Genomic DNA, 15,870 nt, shown 5'->3' on the forward strand with positions numbered 1-15,870 from the left:
AAATGTTTGGGGTATGTGAGGATTTTCTTTTGTCTTACTTTGTCAACAAATCGATATTCCTTGTCGAAACGTTGATATATTGAAATAATCGTTGATATATTCCTGTTTATGATCGATATACTTGAAAAATCGTTGATATATTTAGCTGAACACCCACCTGGGTATCCTCTACCAAACCAAGACAAATCCGCAAAACAAAAAAGCGCCCTGCACAGCAGGGCGCTTTCTTCATACATATATTAGCCGATAGAACCTTCCATCTCAAACTTGATTAGGCGGTTCATTTCAACTGCGTATTCCATTGGAAGTTCGCGAGTGAATGGCTCAATGAAGCCCATTACGATCATTTCTGTAGCTTCTTGCTCAGAAATACCGCGGCTCATTAGGTAGAATAATTGTTCTTCTGATACTTTCGATACTTTCGCTTCGTGCTCAAGTGAAACGTAATCGTTTTTGATTTCGTTGTAAGGAATTGTATCAGATGTAGATTGGTTATCCATGATTAACGTGTCACACTCGATGTTAGAGCGAGAGTTTTTCGCTTTTGGTCCGAAGTGTACGATACCACGGTAAGTTACTTTACCACCATGCTTCGCAATCGATTTAGAAACGATTGTTGAAGACGTGTTTGGTGCTAAGTGAATCATTTTCGCACCAGCATCTTGGTGTTGGCCTTTACCAGCAATCGCGATTGATAATGTTAAACCACGAGCGCCTTCGCCTTTTAAGATAACTGCTGGGTATTTCATCGTTAATTTAGATCCGATGTTACCATCAATCCATTCCATCGTCGCGTTTTCTTCACAAACCGCACGTTTTGTAACTAGGTTGTATACGTTGTTCGCCCAGTTTTGGATTGTTGTATAACGGCAATACGCATCTTTTTTAATGATGATTTCTACTACCGCACTGTGAAGTGAGTTAGTAGTGTAAACAGGTGCTGTACAACCTTCTACGTAGTGTACATGTGCGCCTTCGTCTACGATGATAAGCGTACGCTCGAATTGTCCCATATTTTCAGAGTTAATACGGAAATACGCTTGAAGTGGTGTATCAACTTTAATACCTTTTGGAACGTAGATGAATGATCCACCAGACCAAACTGCAGAGTTTAATGCAGAGAATTTGTTGTCTGTTGGTGGGATTACTTTTCCGAAATGCTCACGGAAAATATCTTCGTTCTCTTTTAATGCGCTATCTGTATCTTTGAAGACGATTCCTAGAGCTTCTAGGTCTTCTTTCATGTTGTGGTATACAACTTCAGATTCGTACTGTGCAGATACACCAGCTAAATATTTTTGCTCAGCTTCTGGAATACCTAATTTATCAAATGTTGCTTTAATTTCATCAGGTACTTCATCCCAAGACTTCTCAGATTTCTCAGATGGTTTTACGTAGTACGTAATTTCATCGAAATCTAAGTCGTTTAAGTCGCCGCCCCATTGTGGCATTGGCATTTCATAGAACTTATCCAGTGATTTTAAACGGAAGTCTAACATCCACTGTGGTTCTTCTTTCATACGTGAAATCTCTTCAACGATCTCTTTTGTTAAACCGCGTCCAGCACGGAAAATCGAAACGTCTTTGTCTTTGAAACCATATTTGTAATCGCCGATATCTGGCAGTTGCTTCGCCATGTTGGTGTGTCCCTCCTTAGATAACCTCATTTTTAGGAACCTTTAACATTACTTATCTTCGTTTAAGCCCTTTTCTAACGCTTTCCACGCTAATGTTGCACATTTAATACGTGCAGGGAACTTGCATACGCCTTGTAATGCTTCAATATCTCCTAAATCGATGCTGTCATCGTACTCTTTTCCTAGCATCATGTCAGAGAAAATTTTCGAAAGCTGAAGTGCTTCTTCAATTTTCTTACCTTTTACTGCTTGTGTCATCATTGAAGCTGAAGACATTGAGATTGAACATCCTTCGCCTTCAAACTTCGCCTCTTGCACAATACCTTCTTCTACTTTCATCGTAAGTTGAATACGATCGCCGCAAGTTGGATTGTTCAAGTTAACAGTAACACTATCTTCTAACACGCCATTGTTACGAGGATTCTTATAATGATCCATAATAACTTGACGATATAACGTATCTAAATTATTAAATGACATTTGTGAAATACTCCTTTGTCTTGATTAGCGATTCAACAAATGTATCAATTTCTTCTTTTGTATTATATAAATAGAAGCTCGCACGTGCTGTTGAAGAAGCTTTTAGCCACTTCATAAGCGGTTGTGCACAGTGATGTCCTGCGCGAACTGCAATGCCTTCTACATCTAATACAGTCGCTACATCGTGAGGATGTACGTCTTCAATATTAAATGTAACAAGACCAGCGCGATGCTTTGGACCATAAATTGTAACGCCATCTACTTCTGATAGTCTTTCTAAAGCGTATTGCGCTAATTCATGTTCATGCTTTTCAATATTATCAAGACCGATTTCTTCTAGGAAATCAATTGCCGCACCAAGTCCGATTGCATTACCGATAATCGGTGTACCTGCTTCAAACTTCCACGGAAGCTCTTTCCAAGTAGATTCTTGTAAATCTACGAAATCAATCATTTCACCGCCAAATTCAATTGGCTCCATATTGTTCAGCAATTCTTTTTTACCATATAATACGCCGATGCCTGTAGGTCCGCACATCTTATGAGCAGATAATGCGTAGAAATCACAGTTTAAATCTTGTACATCTACTTTCATGTGAGGTGTACTTTGTGCACCGTCAACGACCATAATTGCGCCATTTTCGTGTGCGATTGCTCCGATTTCTTTTACAGGGTTAATCGTTCCAAGCACGTTTGAAACTTGCATAATAGAAACGATTTTTGTATTCGGTGTAACTGTTTGACGAACATCTTCTAAAGAAATTGTACCGTCTGGTTGAAGCGGAAGGTATTTTAAAGTTGCACCAGTTTTCTTCGCAACTTGTTGCCACGGAATGATGTTACTATGGTGCTCCATGTAAGAAATAACGATTTCATCGCCTTCTTTTACATTTTCAAGACCATAGCTAGCCGCTACTGTATTTAATGCAGTTGTCGTTCCGCGCGTGAAAATAATCTCTTCCATTGATTTCGCGTTAATAAACTTGCGAACTTTCTCGCGTGCACCTTCATACGCGTCGGTAGCTTTCGTACCGAGCGTATGAACACCGCGATGCACGTTAGAATTATATTCTTTATAGTAACGTTCTAACGTTTCAATGACTTGAATTGGTTTTTGAGAAGTTGCTGCACTATCGAAATATACAAGTTGTTTGCCGTTCACTTTTTGATCAAGAATTGGAAACTGTTTGCGTATTTCATGAATATTCATTAGCGAACTTTCCTTTCAATTACCTCAACAAGCTGTGCTTTTACTCCTTCAATTGGAAGCTCATTTACTACAGGTGCTAAGAATCCATGGATGACTAAACGTTCTGCTTCGCGTTTTGGAATACCACGGCTCATCAAGTAGTATAATTGGTACGGATCTACGCGGCCTACTGAAGCTGCGTGACCTGCCATTACATCATCTTCGTCGATTAAAAGAATTGGGTTTGCATCCCCACGAGCTTTCTCATCTAACATAAGAACGCGAGAAGATTGTTGTGCATTTGATTTAGATGCACCGTGTTCAATCTTACCAATTCCGTTAAAGATAGATGTTGCACTATCTTTTTGTACACCGTGTTTTAAAATCCAACCTTCAGAGTGTTTACCGAAGTGAACAACTTTAGTTGTAAAGTTTTGTGTTTGGTTACCACGGCCAATTGTTACTGTTTTCGTATCAGCATATGAACCGTCGCCCATTAAGTTTGTAACGTTCTCTGAAATTGTATTTCCGTCATTCATAAGGCCTAGAGCCCAATCAATGCGGCCGTCGCGTCCAACAACACCGCGGCGGTTAACGTAAGTTGTTACGTCTTTTGCTAATAGATCAACTGCACCAAATTTAACTTGTGCGCCTTGTTCCACGATTACTTCTGCTACGATATTTGCAATACCTTTAGCATTTTCATTTGCAACATAGTTTTCTACATAAGTTGCAGTACTGTTCGCATCAGCTACGAATAATACGTGGTTATATACGTTAGCTTCTTCGCCGTCTACTAAGAATACAGCTTGAAGTGGAGTTTCAAGAACAACGTTTTTCGGAACATATACGAATGCACCGCCGTTGATTAATGCAGCATGAAGTGCAGTTAAACGATGCTCGTCTACCTTCACGCCGTCTTTCATTAAATACTTTTGTAATAGTTCAGCATGCTCTGTTGCAGCTGTTACGATGTCTGTAAAAATAACACCTTTTTCTTTTGCTTCGTCTGCTAAAGAAACGAACGCAGTTGTACCAGTACGTTGTACTAATACGCTGTTATTTTCATCGATTAAGTTTTTCACTGCTTCTGGAAGCTCTGTTAAAGAACTTACAGGCTCTTGCTTAGCAGCGTCGCCTTTTCCGATAAAGTCCCATTTTTCAATTTTCGTTTTATCAGGCGTTGGCATTGGAAGTTCTGTTGCTTGTGCAAGAGCTTGTAAGCGGAACTCAGTCAACCAAGCAGCTTCGTTTACTTCGCTTGCGCGCTGACGGATTGTTTCTTGATCGAAAGGTAATGTACCGATTGTCATGTTTATGCTCCTCTCTTACGCTTCTTGCTCTGCTGTTTCGTCTTCAATACCTAATTCTTTTTTAATCCAGTCGTAACCTTCAGCTTCTAGACGTTGTGCAAGCTCAGGGCCACCAGATTTAACGATACGACCGTTCATCATAACGTGAACGAAGTCTGGAGTGATGTAGTTTAATAAACGTTGGTAATGCGTAATCATTAGGCAACCGAACTCTTCGCCGCGCATTTGGTTAATACCTTTAGATACAACTTTTAATGCATCGATATCAAGACCTGAGTCGATTTCGTCTAAGATTGCGATTTTTGGCTCAATCATCATTAATTGAAGAATTTCGTTACGTTTTTTCTCTCCACCAGAGAAACCTTCGTTTAAGTAACGTTGTGCCATTTCTGGATCCATTTCTAGGAATTCCATGTTTTTATCTAATGTACGGATAAATTTCATAAGAGAAATTTCATCGCCTTCTTCACGACGTGCGTTAATTGCAGAACGTAAGAAGTCAGCGTTTGTTACTCCGCTAATTTCACTTGGATATTGCATTGCTAGGAATAGACCCGCTTGCGCGCGCTCGTCTACTTCCATTTCTAATACATCTTCACCGTCAATGATGATGCTACCTTCTGTTACTTCATACTTTGGGTGACCCATAATTGCAGAAGATAAAGTTGATTTACCTGTTCCGTTAGGTCCCATAATTGCGTGGATTTCTCCACCTTTTACTTCAAGGTTTACACCCTTTAAAATTTCTTTGCCGTCAATTGATACGTGTAAGTCTTTAACCGTTAATGTAGAACCAGCCATCTCAATACCTCCATTAATCCTATATATACATTTTAAAAATTCCTAAAACGTTCATATTCTCATTTTATTCTCATTCTAATTTTATATCAAATAAAATGATATCGCAAACGACGAAAAAAAGTAACCGTTTTTTCACAAATGTATATAAGTATTTCCTTCTCACCTTTATATGATACACCTTTCTTCTTATTTATATAAAGAAAAAAGGACCGGTAAATTCCCAGTCCTTTCCTTATAATTATTCACTTATCGGAAGTACAGCACCTTTATATTCTTTGTTAATAAAATCTTGAATTTCTTTTGAATGTAGCACTTCTACTAGCTCTTTAATTTCTTTTTTCTTCTCATCACCTTTACGAACTGCAATGATGTTTGCATACGGAGAGTCTGATCCTTCAATCGCAATTGCATCCTTCGTTGGATTTAATTTTGCATCAATTGCATAGTTCGAATTAATGAATAAAGCATCTCCCTCATTATTTTCATACAACTTCGGTGAAAGTCCAGGTTCAACATCTGTTTTAAATTTTAAGTTTTTCGGGTTTTCGACTACATCTTTTACTGTCGCCTTAACCACATCTACACCATCTTTAAGCTTAATCACGCCGCCTTTTTGTAACAATGCTAACATACGGCCTCGCTCCGCTACGTTATTACTCATAATAACTGTCCCGCCATCTGGTAAGTCTTTTAAGCTTTTATATTTCTTAGAATAAATACCCATTGGCTCTAAATGGATTTTTCCTGCGTTTACAATTTTATATCCTTTTTCTTGGATCTCCTTATCTAAATACGGAATATGCTGGAAGTAGTTCGCATCAATCTCTTTATCCGCTAACGCTTTATTTGGCAGTACATAATCTTGGAACTTTTTAATCTCTAACTTAATGCCTTTTTTCTCTAAGATTGGCTGTGCTTTCTCTAAAATAACAGCGTGCGGCACGTTAGAAGCTCCAACAACAAGCTTATTCTCTTCTTTTCCTCCGCAAGCAGCTAATGTAAATACAGACAGCGCTGTAACAACTGACAATAGAATCTTTTTCATATGATGTCCCCTTCTCCCCTATAGTTATGTAGTTATAAAAAAGCTGGCATACACCAGCCTTGTCAGCAATTATTCTTTTACAGGAACAACCGCTCCTTTATATTCTTTATTAATAAAGTCTTCGATTTCTTTAGAATGCAATACTTCTACAAGCTCTTTAATCTCTTTTTTATCTTTATCACCTTTACGAACCACTAATACGTTTGCGTATGGAGAATCATCACCTTCAATTGCAATTGCATCTTTTTCTGGGTTTAATTTCGCATCAATTGCATAGTTCGAGTTAATTAAAACAGCGTCGCCTTCTTTATTGTTATACACTTGTGGTAACAAACCTGGCTCAATGTCCGTTTTAAACTTTAAGTTTTTCGGGTTATCTGCAATATCTTTTGGAGTTGCACTAACTGGATCTACTCCGTCTTTAATTTTTAAAATGCCTTCTTTTTGTAAAATTGCTAAACCACGTCCATGGTCAGTAACAGAATTACTCATAATGATTGTCGCCCCGTCTGGAAGTTCTTTTAAGCTCTTATATTTTTGAGAGTATACACCAATTGGTTCTAAATGAATTTTTCCTGCTATTTCAAAGTCATATTTTTTATCTTTAATTTCTTTCTCTAAATACGGAATGTGCTGGAAGTAGTTTGCATCTAAATCCTTATCCGCTAATGATTTATTTGGTAATACGTAGTCTTGGAATTTTTTAATTTCTAACTCAATTCCTTTTTTCTCAAGTAACGGTTTTGCCTTTTCTAAAATTTCAGCGTGCGGTACGTTAGAAGCACCAACAACAAGTTTCTTTTCATCTTTATCTTTCCCGCCACAAGCCGCTAACCCAAAAATTGAAGTTGAAATAAGTGCCGTAAGTAATAATTTTTTCATTTGAAACATCCTCCCGTTTTTTATTATCGTTTATCTATTCGAGTCGTTAAACTATCACCAATCCACTGGATTAAAAATACAACTAGTAATACACAAATTGTCGCAACAATTGTTACATCGTTATTCCCTCTCTGGAATCCTTCTAAGTAAGCAAGTGTTCCAAGGCCACCAGCACCAACAACTCCCGCCATTGCTGTATAGCCTACTAAAGCAATTGTCGTAACCGTAATACCAGATACTAATGCTGGTAATGATTCTGGAATTAACACTTTCAAAATAATTGTGCTTGTTTTTGCTCCCATTGCTTTTGAAGCTTCAATTACACCTTTATCAATTTCGCGAAGTGCAATTTCAACCATTCTCGCGTAGAATGGTGCCGCTCCAATAATTAAAGCCGGCAGAGCTGCACTTGCTCCAAGAATTGTTCCAAGAAGAATCTTTGTGAATGGAATTAATAAAATAATTAAAATGATGAACGGTATCGAACGGAATATATTTACGAATGCTCCAATCACCGTATTAATTGATTTATTTTCCCATAAATTATCTTTTGCTGTCATGAAGAGTAACAATCCTAAAATTAGTCCTAAAACAAATGTCGCAAGAGCTGCGATTGCCGTCATATATAACGTTTCACCAGTTGCTTCTAACATTTGATTCCAATCAATATTTGCGAGTAACTTATCCATGTGCAATCACCTCCAGCTCTACTTGATCTTGATGAATTCCTTCTATTGCTTGCTGGATCGCTATTTCCTCACCATTTAAATGAACAATTAAACTACCGTAAGAACCATTATTCGTTTGTGCGATATTCCCTTGCAAAATGCTAACTTCTATATCACTGCGTTGCATTAATCGTTGAAGCACTGGCCTTTCTACAGCCTCACCGATAAACTGCAAACGAATTACTTTTCCATCTGGATATTTTTCAATTAAACTTTCAATCGTTTCATTTGTATCTTCAGAATCTGTTAACTGCTGTACAAATCGTTTCGTAATATCTTGCTTCGGATTACGGAATACATCAAGTACTGGACCCGTTTCTACAATCTTTCCTCTCTCCATTACCGCCACTCGGTTACAAATCTTTCGAATTACGTGCATCTCATGTGTAATGAGTACAATTGTTAAACCAAGGCGCTTATTAATATCTAATAGTAAATCCAAAATTTGATCTGTCGTTTCTGGATCAAGAGCTGACGTTGCTTCATCACATAAAAGCACTTGTGGATTGTTAGCTAATGCTCTTGCAATCCCGACGCGTTGCTTTTGTCCTCCGCTCAGCTGAGATGGGTATGCGTCTCCTCTTCCTTCTAATCCAACAAGATGAATTAATTCATCAACACGTTTTCTTCTCTTCGCTTTATCAACACCTGCAATTTCAAGTGGAAACTCTATATTTTCACGTACAGTTCGTGACCAAAGTAAGTTAAAGTGCTGAAAAATCATTCCGATTTCTTGCCTTGCCTTACGAAGTTCACTTCCTGTAATTGCTGATATAACACGATTGGCAATTGTAATTTGGCCAGAAGTCGGTTTCTCTAACTGATTAAACAATCTAATTAAAGAACTTTTTCCAGCGCCGCTATATCCGATAACACCAAATATTTCGCCTTTTTCTATTTTCAAATTGGCGTTATCTACAGCAGTGACATCACCGCTTTTCGCCTTATATATTTTCTTTACATTCTCTAATAGAATCATGATGTTCACCCCTTTTTTATTTTGATCGACTCCGCAATTTTTTATGTTTAATGCGTGTAGTCCACCGTTATTACTACTTTTATTATTTGAATGTCCTCCACATTCAAACAATAAAAAAACCTTTCTGCTTTAGAGAAGCAGAAAGGTTTATGTGCGTATATAACAACATTATCCCTCTCTCTCATCTCTCAAAGCATTTGCTTTGCAGGAATTGGCACCATTTCAACATAAGTTGACGGTTGCCGGGCTTCACAGGGCACAGTCCCTCCACCTCTCTTGATAAGAGAAATCAGATTCAATTTTCGTCTGATTTGTAATTTATGAAATTATCTATATTTTATGAATTGAATTGTATCAATATCCAAACATCATGTCAACAGAAATTTTCGCAAAAAATGAACCTTCAGAATTTTAAGCACCTACTGACATCGGTTTACATATATGAAACATCGATTCGACTAATAGCATCGTTCGATACGTTCCCGAATACTGTACACGTCCATCGTTCATTAACATTTGCAATCGTACATTTCCATTAACCAATTGTTCTATATCCTTTTCGTCTAAGCAAATGATTTGTTCCGTTCCTCTTTCCTCATGTACCAGCTCTATATAATCTCTTGAAATTTGTAACGAACAACTTTCATCTCCCAAACGGAAATTAACAGTTTTTTCCTCTCGTCTTAAAAGCGGTTCTAAATGATATTGACCATTAGCGTAATTTACAAATGATTGAAGCAAAGAATATAATCTCACCCTAAATCACATCCTTCATATCACTTTCTATTACATACCATTCCCTCTCACTAAAGAGCAATCCTGTTATTTTCGCTCGACAAATACTGTATCCATCCTGCATCTCGACATATTTCCCAAGAAATATGTCGAGGCGGCAAAAATTTTGCCGCCTACTTTAATTCCGTATATAAATATTCAACCGAATGAAATGCGTATATCTTCTTCATCAGTGTCCCATTTTCAAAAACAAGTAAACAAGGTACACTTTCAATCCCATACTCTTTCGCTAAATGCGGAGCATAATTTAAATCTAACATCCCAATTTTCAACTCTTCAATTGTCATCTCAACGACTGTTAACATCTTTTTTGCTAATTGGCATGTTCCACACATTGGAGTATATACATATAATACTGTTTTTTCTTCGTTCTCTATTAGGGCTGTAGCTTCGGCTCCTGTCCAATCAATCACTTCTATCATTCCTTACCGTAAATATTCTGTATAAACGTCAATGTCGGCTCCCCATAATACATTTGCTAAGTGTGTAGATGGCGCAGTTGCCACTTCTCGGTACGAGCGATCAATATAGATATGCTCGGCTTGCGGAAATTCTTTTCGAAATTGTTTCCTTAACTTTTCTCCAGCATCATCAGCATCCACTAGCACATACACTTCCTTATCAAAAAACTGATCAACGAGCTCATCCATTTTCGACAAACCAATTGTACCATTTGTACAAACAATTTCCACCGGTTCACGAATAATAGATTCAATCTTTCTTCTATCTGATGTACCTTCTACAATAATGACTTTTTCTACATAAATCATATGTCATCACCCGATCACCATATACTATATAACCTTGAACTTAGTATATAGTATATTCGTTATTTTCATGTTGTTTCCTGTTTATTTTTGCAAAAGAAAAGCGCAAGCGGCTCGTTCAGAACAGAAGGGCATTGGAACTCCTGAACTAGAGGCGCTTTTTGCCTCAAGTGAAGGAGTGAAATGACCGACTGTTCTAGCCGCTGGAGCTAGACAATGAAAAGCGGAAGCGGCTCGTTCAGAACAGGAGGGCACCCGAACCCCTGAACTAGAGGCGCTTTTTGCCTTGTAGGAAGAAGCGAAGCCACCGAACAATCTAGCCGCTGGAGCTGGATCATAAAGAAAAGCGGAACCGACTGTTTAGTCCTGTTGACTAAAGTTCTTTCGCACAGAAAACGCTTTTTTGTCTTCTCGTGCGGAAGGTTCTTAGACATGAAAAGCAAAAACGCCTACACCTGCATAAAGATTAAGCGAAAAAGTTTTTTCAAAAAACGTTCTCCTACACGATAATTAGTATATGATTCTACATTCATTATTTCACACAAAATAAAAAAGGACAGCACAAAGGCTGTCCTTTAGTCGACTATAATTAGTCTTGGTTTGTCATTTCTGCATATTTTTCTGCAGTTAATAACTTCTCAACTTGGCTTGCATCAGAAAGTTCAACTTTAACCATCCATGCACCCTCGTATGGAGATTCGTTAACAAGTTCTGGTTGGTCACTTAATTCTTCGTTTACTGCTACAACTTTACCGCTTACAGGTGCGTATAACTCAGAAACTGTTTTAACAGATTCTACGCTTCCGAATGGCTCGTTAGCTTCGATTGTTGCACCTACTTCAGGAAGTTCAACGAATACGATATCGCCTAGCTCACCTTGTGCAAAGTGAGTGATACCGATAACAACTTCATTACCTTCAGTTTTTACCCATTCGTGTTCTTCAGAGTAACGTAAATTATTTGGAATGCTCATGACTGTACCTCCAGTGAATGTATTAATTATGTAAAAATACCTTATTGGTACTTTTTCCACACACTTTCAAACTGCTCTTCGTTAAAACCAAGTGTTACATTCGTTCCATCTGTTACAATTGGACGTTTAATCAACATGCCATCAGATGCTAAAAGCTCATACATTTCGTCTTCGCTTGCATCTTTCAACTTATCTTTTAGACCAAGTTCACGGTAACGCATTCCACTTGTATTAAAGAATTTTTTTAATGGTAATTCACTTTTTTCATGTAAATTACGTAAATCTTCTTTTGATGGTGGATTTTCAACAATATGAATCATCTCATATGCTACATCGTTTGCCTCAAACCATTTCTTTGCCTTTTGACATGTGCCACACTTTGGATATGAATAAAATGTTACTGTCATAAATTCACCTACTTTTTTACTAACCTTTACCTTTATCATATAGAAAACGTTTTATTATTTCAAACCATTATTCGCTAAACTTTTACTTATTTCGTGATAATTTTTAATAATCCTGCGAATTTTTCTTATTTTTCCGCCATTTGTTAAGAAAAAAATAAATATATAAATTTTTTAGATTCTGCACCAAACATATATCTTAAACAAGCGTTTGATTAATTCTCCATTTTTCTTTCTTAACCTTTGAACTACAGGAGTTTCTTCCTACCGAACATACAGCTTAAACAAACGTTTGATTAAAAAAATAAGAAGCCTCTTTTACAGGCTCCTTCATCATCTATTCAAATAATCTGCAATGGTTTGAAATACGACGATATACATATTATGAATACTTTCTTCTGTATTTCCACCATTCGATAAACCAACTGCCCATTGTTGTCCTTCACCACTTCCGATATTCGCAAACCCTTGCGTATACATAGCATTTACATCTTTCCGTGCACTGTTATACTCTACCCCTTTTATAATAAAAATTGAATATGATTTATCTTGTAAACCGATAAAAAACACTGGTTTCTTTAGCGATGAAAATACATTTTTATACTGCTCTGTTGAGGCTTCTTGAAAGTGATCTTTCATTATTAGAAAACCATCCACTTCCTTTGATTTATGTTCCAGTTCCTCTAACTTCATTTCCTCAAACTTTATATTCCTAAACGTATCTTTCGGTTTTTCTCCCACAACTCCAATTACGAGTGCTCTTCCGTTATATTCTAATTTCTCTCCTTCTTTATCCTTTGCACACCCAGCAACGACTAGGCATATCAATATAAAAAATAAGAAATACGATAAACGCTTCATTTAGCACCCTCTCCTTCTTTTTAGTCAAGTGACAAAAACGTAAGGTTAATTCAAGAAAGTGTAAGTAAAATCGATAGCCCAATTCACGTTTCTATATTATAATCAATTGAATTTACTTACATTACTAAACATAGGAGATCAACATGAAGAAATTTAAACTTTCATCTTTTCTTCCGTTAAGTTATATACTTCTACTCGTGCTCGTAAGTCCCCTTTACGACGTATTAAATAAATCGACTGTTCACGCAGTAGACGTTACAACTGTAGTAGATGATTGGATTCCATTTGTAAAAGCATTTATTATTCCTTATTTACTTTGGTTTCCATACTTATACGGCGCACTTATTTATTACTGCTTTGCTGACCGAAAGCAATATTATGTCACTTTAAGTAGTGTTATTTTTGGAAAGCTTGCTTGTTTTTCTATTTATTATTTTTGGCAAACAACTGTACCGCGTCCGACTGTCGTTGGAACAGATGTATTTTCTGAACTAGTTCGCTATATTTATAGTATCGATCAACCGGTAAACTGTTTCCCTAGCATTCACGTTCTTACTACATTTATAATTATGTTAGCTGCCTTTAAGCGTAGAGAACAGCATGCTTTTGAATATTACATCCTTACTTTCTTCGGTACACTTATTATTTTATCAACGTTATTTACGAAGCAGCATGCCTTTGTAGATGCCGTTTCTGGAATGACGCTTGCAAGCATACTTTACTTCGGCGTTCAACTCTTATTGGCCAAAGAACCAATAAGAGTTCCAGTAAAACAAAATCATAGAATGTAACATGACAAAAAAGCAGACTGTGGCTTCTCAGTCTGCTTTTATCTATTATTAAGGAGATTTTCAATTTAAGATTGCGGTACAGTCATATCACCAGAATGAATACGACCTGCTTTTTTAAGAGCAATGTAAAGTATATAAGAAACAGCTACTGGAATGACGATATAAGTAATTACCATCGCCGGGAGAACTTCCCATCCTTCGCTGGAAATTAAATTAATTGGTGCGATAAGAGAACTTAATCCAAGACCTGCAATTTCCTTTCCTGCTTCCAGTTGGAAAATTAATGCTGATACTGGACCGACTATAGCACTGGCGACGACAGTTGGAACGAGAATCATCGGGTTTTTAGTGATATTTGGCAACTGTACTTTCGGAGTACAAAGTGCTTGAGCTAATATGCCACCTAAATTGTTTTCTTTCGCTGAGATGACAGAGAATCCGATAAACTGAGCGACGCATCCGGCAAGAGCAGCACCACCTGCAACACCGTCTAAGCTAAGTGCAATTGCTAACGCAGCTGATGAAGCTGGAGAGATAAGTAATAGCCCCCAAACGACTGCAATGACGATAGAAGCAATAAACGGACTACCAGCTGAGCTATCTTTAATAAACGCTCCAACTGTATTTAAAACAGGAGTAATATTATGAGATAACCAAATACCAACTAAACCAGAACCTAATATTGCTGCAAATGGAACGAGCATCATATCTAACGCAGTTTTTCCGCTTAAACGTTTACCAATATATACAGCTAAAGTTGCTGTTAATAATGCACCGATTGGCTCACCTGTTTTAATAATTAGACCAGCTTCAGTAATTGAAATGGATCCGGCACCAATTGCTCCGGCTACCATCGCCGAGAAGATTACAAGACCGTTTGCACCGAGCATAAAAGCAATTCCGGCACCAATTGCCGGTGCCATTAGTGATTTTGCAACAACTCCGATTGTAATAAGTAATGGTATATCAACAATTCTTCCTATATTTTCGATCAGTAAACCAATTCCGAGGGATACGAAAATACCTTGTGCGATTCCAGCAGATGCTTTAAATACACTAGACATTATATATTCCTTCATTTGTTTCACCTTCTTCTATAAGTTAGTAACCAATTGTTTTCATATAATCACGTAAAATATCGTTTGATTTTGCGAATCGAGATTCTTCATCCTCTGTTAAATTGAGTTCTACAACTTCTCTTATACCATCTCTAGTAATAATAGCTGGTACTCCTGTACAAATATCATATTCACCGTACTCACCATCTAAAATGGCTGATACAGCAATGACACGGTGATCATCATTAAAGATCGAACTCGCAATATATGCTAGAGAATTTCCAATCCCGTAATAAGTAGTTCCTTTACGTTTATAAATTTCCCAGCCAGCTTTTGCAGTCTTCTCAACAATTTCATCTAAATCTATTTCACCAAATCGTTCTTTTTGTTCTTCTAAAATTTGCAGAATTGGCTTTCCACCAACAGTTACATGAGACCAAGCAACCATTTGAGAATCACCATGTTCTCCTAATGAATACCCATGAATGCTACGAGGATCTACATGTAGCATTTCAGATAAAATTGTTCTTAAGCGAGAAGAATCTAGTGATGTACCAGTACCGATTACTCGATTTCTAGGTAATCCAGATAATTTCCACACTTCATATGTAATAATATCAACTGGGTTCGATGCAAGTAAGAAAATACCATCAAATCCACTTTCCATTACGCCGCCAACAACACTTTCCATAATCTTCGCACTCGCTCCTAAAGTATCTAAGCGACTTTGTCCAGGTTTTGGTGCTGGCCCTGCTGTAATAATAACAATGTCCATATCTTTGCAGTCTTCATAGCTTCCTGCATATACTTTTGTTCTTGTATTTGTAAAGTTAATGCAATGTGATAAATCCATCGCTTCCCCAACTGCACGTTCATGATTTATATCAATTAATAATAGCTCTTCGCAAATTCCTTGATTTACAATGGAATACGCACAACTTGATCCAACTAATCCAGTACCGATAATTGCAATTTTTCTTGTATGTCTTTTCATAGCAATCTCTCCTAATTGATCATATAATCTATTTCTTTTGCTCTTTACACTCCTAATTATAAAGGTTCTCACGATAGAAACCATGGATACTTTGTGAAATATTGAGCAAAGTGTTTGTCCTTTTTGTGAATTGTCATATTCCATTTTCGTCATATTTGTTACAACTGGAAAAA

General features: G+C 37.2%; 18 protein-coding genes and 1 riboswitch. Of the genes, 1 reads left to right on the forward strand and 17 read right to left on the reverse strand.

Annotation, left to right across the window (positions count from 1 at the left end; genetic code table 11):
• Positions 1-239: 239 nt before the first annotated feature.
• The 15 genes from sufB to C4S65_RS23620 all read right to left on the reverse strand — a co-directional run bounded on the left by sufB (position 240) and on the right by C4S65_RS23620 (position 12,854).
• The gene (gene sufB, locus C4S65_RS23550) at positions 240-1,637 is read right to left on the reverse strand and encodes a Fe-S cluster assembly protein SufB (protein WP_001118824.1); all 1,398 of its coding nucleotides are present in this window, start codon (positions 1,635-1,637) and stop codon (positions 240-242) included.
• A 48-nt stretch (positions 1,638-1,685) separates the two neighbouring features.
• Positions 1,686-2,117, reverse strand: a complete 432-nt coding sequence (gene sufU, locus C4S65_RS23555; RefSeq protein WP_000009525.1) for a Fe-S cluster assembly sulfur transfer protein SufU — start codon at positions 2,115-2,117, stop codon at positions 1,686-1,688.
• The gene (gene sufS / locus C4S65_RS23560) at positions 2,107-3,327 is read right to left on the reverse strand and encodes a cysteine desulfurase SufS (protein WP_001020767.1); all 1,221 of its coding nucleotides are present in this window, start codon (positions 3,325-3,327) and stop codon (positions 2,107-2,109) included. The genes sufU and sufS overlap by 11 nt, the downstream gene beginning before the upstream one ends.
• Entirely contained in the window at positions 3,327-4,619 is a 1,293-nt protein-coding gene (gene sufD, locus C4S65_RS23565) for a Fe-S cluster assembly protein SufD (protein WP_000152177.1), read from the reverse strand. The genes sufS and sufD overlap by 1 nt, the downstream gene beginning before the upstream one ends.
• A 15-nt stretch (positions 4,620-4,634) precedes the next feature.
• A complete protein-coding gene (sufC, locus tag C4S65_RS23570) occupies positions 4,635-5,420 on the reverse strand; it encodes a Fe-S cluster assembly ATPase SufC (RefSeq protein ID WP_000929162.1) in 786 nt (261 codons plus the stop codon).
• A gap of 238 nt (positions 5,421-5,658) precedes the next feature.
• The gene (metQ, locus tag C4S65_RS23575) at positions 5,659-6,465 is read right to left on the reverse strand and encodes a methionine ABC transporter substrate-binding lipoprotein MetQ (RefSeq protein ID WP_000722400.1); all 807 of its coding nucleotides are present in this window, start codon (positions 6,463-6,465) and stop codon (positions 5,659-5,661) included.
• Positions 6,466-6,534: 69 nt separating this feature from the next.
• Entirely contained in the window at positions 6,535-7,347 is an 813-nt protein-coding gene (gene metQ / locus C4S65_RS23580; protein ID WP_000735079.1) for a methionine ABC transporter substrate-binding lipoprotein MetQ, read from the reverse strand.
• A 23-nt stretch (positions 7,348-7,370) separates the two neighbouring features.
• On the reverse strand, positions 7,371-8,036 hold the full coding sequence (locus C4S65_RS23585; RefSeq protein ID WP_000359399.1) for a methionine ABC transporter permease: 666 nt from the start codon (positions 8,034-8,036) through the stop codon (positions 7,371-7,373).
• Positions 8,029-9,054: a methionine ABC transporter ATP-binding protein gene (locus tag C4S65_RS23590; RefSeq protein ID WP_000601779.1), complete on the reverse strand. Its 1,026-nt coding sequence runs from the start codon at positions 9,052-9,054 to the stop codon at positions 8,029-8,031. The genes C4S65_RS23585 and C4S65_RS23590 overlap by 8 nt, the downstream gene beginning before the upstream one ends.
• Before the next feature lie 178 nt (positions 9,055-9,232).
• Positions 9,233-9,340, reverse strand: a riboswitch (SAM riboswitch).
• 125 nt (positions 9,341-9,465) lie between these two features.
• Entirely contained in the window at positions 9,466-9,810 is a 345-nt protein-coding gene (locus tag C4S65_RS23595; protein ID WP_001242143.1) for a hypothetical protein, read from the reverse strand.
• Between the two features lie 152 nt (positions 9,811-9,962).
• On the reverse strand, positions 9,963-10,271 hold the full coding sequence (locus C4S65_RS23600; protein ID WP_002039867.1) for a thioredoxin family protein: 309 nt from the start codon (positions 10,269-10,271) through the stop codon (positions 9,963-9,965).
• 3 nt (positions 10,272-10,274) lie between these two features.
• A complete protein-coding gene (locus C4S65_RS23605) occupies positions 10,275-10,619 on the reverse strand; it encodes a toprim domain-containing protein (RefSeq protein ID WP_000640870.1) in 345 nt (114 codons plus the stop codon).
• A 586-nt stretch (positions 10,620-11,205) separates the two neighbouring features.
• Positions 11,206-11,589, reverse strand: coding sequence for a glycine cleavage system protein GcvH (gene gcvH, locus C4S65_RS23610; protein WP_000026897.1), 384 nt, complete (start codon positions 11,587-11,589; stop codon positions 11,206-11,208).
• A gap of 41 nt (positions 11,590-11,630) precedes the next feature.
• Positions 11,631-11,996: a Spx/MgsR family RNA polymerase-binding regulatory protein gene (locus tag C4S65_RS23615; protein ID WP_000218968.1), complete on the reverse strand. Its 366-nt coding sequence runs from the start codon at positions 11,994-11,996 to the stop codon at positions 11,631-11,633.
• Between the two features lie 330 nt (positions 11,997-12,326).
• Positions 12,327-12,854: a hypothetical protein gene (locus C4S65_RS23620; protein ID WP_103945503.1), complete on the reverse strand. Its 528-nt coding sequence runs from the start codon at positions 12,852-12,854 to the stop codon at positions 12,327-12,329.
• A gap of 143 nt (positions 12,855-12,997) precedes the next feature.
• Here C4S65_RS23620 and C4S65_RS23625 point away from each other — a divergent pair, with 143 nt between their 5' ends.
• Positions 12,998-13,645 carry a phosphatase PAP2 family protein gene (locus C4S65_RS23625; protein ID WP_086406371.1) on the forward strand — a complete coding sequence of 216 codons (648 nt, stop codon included), beginning with the start codon at positions 12,998-13,000 and terminating at the stop codon, positions 13,643-13,645.
• A gap of 65 nt (positions 13,646-13,710) precedes the next feature.
• Here the strand turns inward: C4S65_RS23625 and C4S65_RS23630 are convergent, their stop codons facing one another.
• A complete protein-coding gene (locus tag C4S65_RS23630) occupies positions 13,711-14,724 on the reverse strand; it encodes a PTS sugar transporter subunit IIC (RefSeq protein WP_103945504.1) in 1,014 nt (337 codons plus the stop codon).
• 22 nt (positions 14,725-14,746) lie between these two features.
• Positions 14,747-15,850 carry an L-lactate dehydrogenase gene (locus C4S65_RS23635; RefSeq protein WP_228595938.1) on the reverse strand — a complete coding sequence of 368 codons (1,104 nt, stop codon included), beginning with the start codon at positions 15,848-15,850 and terminating at the stop codon, positions 14,747-14,749.
• Between the last annotated feature and the right edge of the window lie 20 nt (positions 15,851-15,870).

The organism is Bacillus sp. ok061 (assembly GCF_900108285.1).
In the GTDB taxonomy this organism is placed as follows: Bacteria; Bacillota; Bacilli; order Bacillales; family Bacillaceae_G; genus Bacillus_A; species Bacillus_A thuringiensis_S.